Raw genomic sequence first — 3,474 nt, 5'->3', positions numbered from 1 at the left:
TGGGCCAGCACATCGTTGTAAAAGCGCGGCGACTGGTAGGTAAACTGGATGGCCGTTGTGTCGGCCTGATTGTACTTTTCCACCATGTCCCGATATTTGTCTTCCAGTTCCCGCAGTTTAATATCCACGCGTTTGATCTCGGCAAAGGCATCATCAAATTGATCGAGCATCACATAATTGATGGCTTTAAAAACATTAACGTAAATGTTTTCATGAACCTCGCCGTAATAATCCATGGTTAAATCGTTGAGGAAAAAGGACATGGCGGCCTGAGAAATACTTTTGGTAAACAACTCTTCCATGGCCTGGTCGGCTTTTTCGAAGAATTGATTGCTGCGCTGGTAATCGCGCTGATAAAAGTAAGTAATGCCCAGGTCCAGGTAATAGAGTAAACGATCCTGCCGGCGGTAGAGGGTAAGTTTTTTGGCTTCCTCAATTTTTTTAAGGGCCATCTTGTAATTTTCATTTGACAGATCGGCCACCACAGCGTCAAAATATTGGGCCTGACGGACAGAGGAAGCGCAGGCCAGTAACCCTAGCCCGATGAAAATCAGAAAAACATTTTTTACTGTTTTCATGTTCATTCCATTCAGATGCTAAATGTATGGTGCAAAAGCTACCACTTATATTTGCTCTGCTCGATGTACTTTTTAATCTCTTTCTGGCCGATCCAGACTTTGGTGTTTTTTTCGATGTCGATTAATTCCAGATTAACCTGGTATTTGACCACGCGTCGTCCTTCAAAGGAATCGGTAACGGAGGTGATGACGCCCTGCAGCATAAAATCGGCGCCCAGTTCATTAGCCAGTTCCTTGGCGCTTTCTGGCGAGGCAAAACTCTGCTGATCCATCCGTTCGCGGCGTAATGCTTCGCGTTCTTTGTCGGAAGCCACAAACTGCACCTGCCCGGAATTTAACAGTTCCCGCTCAATATGTTTGATGAACATGGCCGTTTCGATGTGCTCGCTGGTGCGGTTGCGAATTTGCCCAACGATGACCACCGGTTGCCGACCTTTGTCTGCGATAAAGTTCTGTAGCCAGGGGCGGGAAAGCACGTCTTTTACCATGGCCTCGGCTGTCAGACGGGCGTCGGTATCGTTCCAGCGGCCGCTGATGTCGATGGCCTCGTCAACCTGAACGCGCTTAACCGTACGCGTGGGCCCGGCGCAGTTAAAAAGGATGATTGAAATCAGGAATAAGGAAAGATAATTAAGAAAATGCGTTTTCACAGCCATGGGCTTCTCCCTCTTTCTTTATTAAAATTATTTTAGCTTATTATCGGCTGCATATCAAATTAATTTTACATTGCTTCCTGAACGCTCAATTTAGATCGACTAAAAATTTCACAACTTGAACGTTAATATAGTTTAATGCAGGGATAAACAGCTGTCTGTGTTTTTGATCAAAATAAATTGGTTTTGAAGAGCGGTTCTCTGCCGCTGGTTGAGCCCCCCCACCTGTCATTCTGAACGGAGTCCCGAGAATCGGGACGGAGTGAAGAATCCCTTCCGTCTTTTGCAGGGGATTCTTCGCTGCGCTCAGAATGACAAATCCCCCGTCTTAACTGTCATTCTGAACGGAGTCCCGAAGATCGGGACGGAGTGAAGAATCCCTTCCATTGTTTGTTAAGGATTCTTCGCTGCGCTCAGAATGACAATTCCTGCTTGACTGTCATTCTGAACGGAGCGTCAGCAGAGTGAAGGCCAGCCCAGGAAATCCCTTCCGTCTTTTGCAGGGGATTCTTCGCTTCGCTCAGAATGACAATGCCCTCCCCTTGACTGTCATTCTGAACGGAGCGCTAGCGGAGTGAAGAATCCCCTCCATTGTTTGCTAAGAATTCTTCTCCCGCCGGGGCGGGATCAGAATGACAGGTGGCAACCGCCGATGGCGCATAGCCGTAAGGGCGAAGGATTTCTGCCACCATTTTTCCCAGTAGGGGCGACACATGCGTCGCCTCTACGGATTCCCCATCATTGTTGTTACATTTTTTCAAAATATTCATCGTCCGTCCATTTTAACGGGTTGTTTTTGATGTATTGCCGGATACGGTTTAATTCGTTTTCGTCGCGAATGATGTGTTCCCAATAATTGCGTTGCCATAATTTGGCGCCGGGTGTCTGGCGAATACAGTTAATTTTACGTGTGGTTACGTTGCAATAATTTTGTATTATTGCAGATAATGATCCTGGAAATGCACCACGTGGTAATTGTTGGGATGTGGCATCGGTTTGTTGGCGTAGGGGCGAAGGATTTCTATCTCCATTTTTTCCATTTGTATTTTTTTCGATAATAAACGATTTATTTTTGTCGTTGTCGTATTGTTCAGGGAAATCCTTCGCCCTTACAAATCCATCATCCAGCACAACGCCATCCGGCCAACGTACAATGCGAATAATTCCATGAATATGGTTAGGCATAACGCAAAATTCGTCCAATTCAATATGTTGAAAATGATTGGGTAATTTTCTCCAATGGTAATCCACAATTTTTCCAAATGCATTCAACACCATTTCCCCATGCGCCACCTGCCCAAACAAACATTCACGGTTGCGCACCACCATGGTGATGTAATACCACCCGGGATGGCGGTAATCCCACCCTTTCAATCGGATGGACCGGCGATGGTGTTTAATCGGGTCGTAATGCGTCATGGTTCAATTTCCATTATTATTGCAGTTATTATTGTAGGTGCTAAGAATTTCCATCGTCATTTTTTCCATTTGCCCTGTTTTGCGTTGTGCAACCTGCCCCGTGCGTTCAGGAAAATGCTTTGCAGCCCCTACCACAAACCGCGCTCTTAGCCCCAGCAACCACAGCCTAATCTCAATGATAAACCTTCGTAAGGGCGAAGGATTTCCACCGCCGTTTTTTACATTTGCTAAATTCCCCTTTTGCACAACCAAATCATTCGAACAATGGCCAAACCTTGGGGGAAATCCTTCGCCCCTACGGCAAACCGCAACCGATTCACCCTTCCAACCATTCCCTGCCTAAACTTTTCTCCGCTTGCGGTTGCTGGGGATTCTTCTCTCGCCAGGGCGGGAGAAGAATGACAGGCTTTGCCAACCTCGCTTGCGCTGGTTGGCAAAGCCTGCAAAAGGTAAAAAGGTAAAAAACCTAAAAACTAACGTGTCCTCAGAAGGCGGAACCCCAGACCGTTGTTGCTGCCGGACGGCGTGTAGTTGACGCGATTGGCTACACGCACGTCCCTGGCGCTGCCGCCCCAACCGCCGCCGCGCGGCACACGGTCCGAACCGCTATTCGGCCCACTGGGGTTATCTTGCGGACTGTGGCTGTAGTAATCTGAAGCGTACCAATCCCAGCACCACTCCCACACATTGCCGCTCATGTCGTAGATGCCCAGTTCATTGGGCTGCTTTGTACCTACTTCATGAGTTTTGCCTCCACTGTTATCGTAATACCAGGCCACGGCATCCACATCATCGCTGCCCGCATATTTGGTATAATTTCCGTT

The 3,474-nt window shown here is 47.5% G+C and carries 4 protein-coding genes; all 4 read right to left on the bottom strand.

All coding sequences use genetic code 11. The features are described from left to right. A partial coding sequence (locus ACWB0I_RS09610; protein WP_479387846.1) for a COG3014 family protein occupies positions 1-578 on the bottom strand: 578 nt, incomplete at its 3' end. Positions 579-616: 38 nt separating this feature from the next. Continuing rightward, positions 617-1,234 (bottom strand): penicillin-binding protein activator LpoB, encoded by a 618-nt coding sequence (locus ACWB0I_RS09605; RefSeq protein ID WP_479387845.1) that lies wholly within the window; start codon positions 1,232-1,234, stop codon positions 617-619. Between the two features lie 744 nt (positions 1,235-1,978). Next, positions 1,979-2,650: a transposase gene (locus ACWB0I_RS09600; RefSeq protein WP_479387844.1), complete on the bottom strand. Its 672-nt coding sequence runs from the start codon at positions 2,648-2,650 to the stop codon at positions 1,979-1,981. Between the two features lie 473 nt (positions 2,651-3,123). After that, on the bottom strand, positions 3,124-3,474 hold a 351-nt coding region (locus ACWB0I_RS09595; RefSeq protein ID WP_479387843.1), incomplete at its 5' end, for a formylglycine-generating enzyme family protein.

The sequence above is a fragment of the Caldithrix sp. genome (assembly GCF_056497305.1).
This window is presented reverse-complemented; position numbering and strand designations above follow the sequence as displayed.